This window comes from Streptomyces tyrfis (assembly GCF_037034285.1).
Taxonomy (GTDB): Bacteria; Actinomycetota; Actinomycetes; order Streptomycetales; family Streptomycetaceae; genus Streptomyces.
Genome location: NZ_JBAGJZ010000146.1, coordinates 1 through 230, shown reverse-complemented (window position 1 = coordinate 230; position 230 = coordinate 1). Strand labels below are relative to the sequence as shown.

Sequence of the window (230 nt, the reverse complement as noted above, 5' to 3'; positions counted from 1 at the left end):
TTCACGGGTGGGGATCTGGGGTTCGCGGAGGAGAAGAACGAGGCCCGGCGGTATGTGCGGGCGCGGAACTGGCGGAGCGGGCGGGGTCTGCCGCGGTATGTGTTCGTGGTGTCGCCGACGGAGCCGCGTCCGTTCTACGTGGACTTCGACGCGCCGGTGTACGTGAACATCCTGGCCAAGGCCGCGCGGCGGCTGGCGCGTAAGGATCCGGAGGCCAAGCTGACCGTCAC

1 pseudogene is annotated in these 230 nt (G+C 69.1%); it reads left to right on the top strand.

Annotated features, from left to right (window positions below):
- Positions 1 to 230: pseudogene (locus WA762_RS35600) on the top strand (lantibiotic dehydratase); the annotation flags it as partial.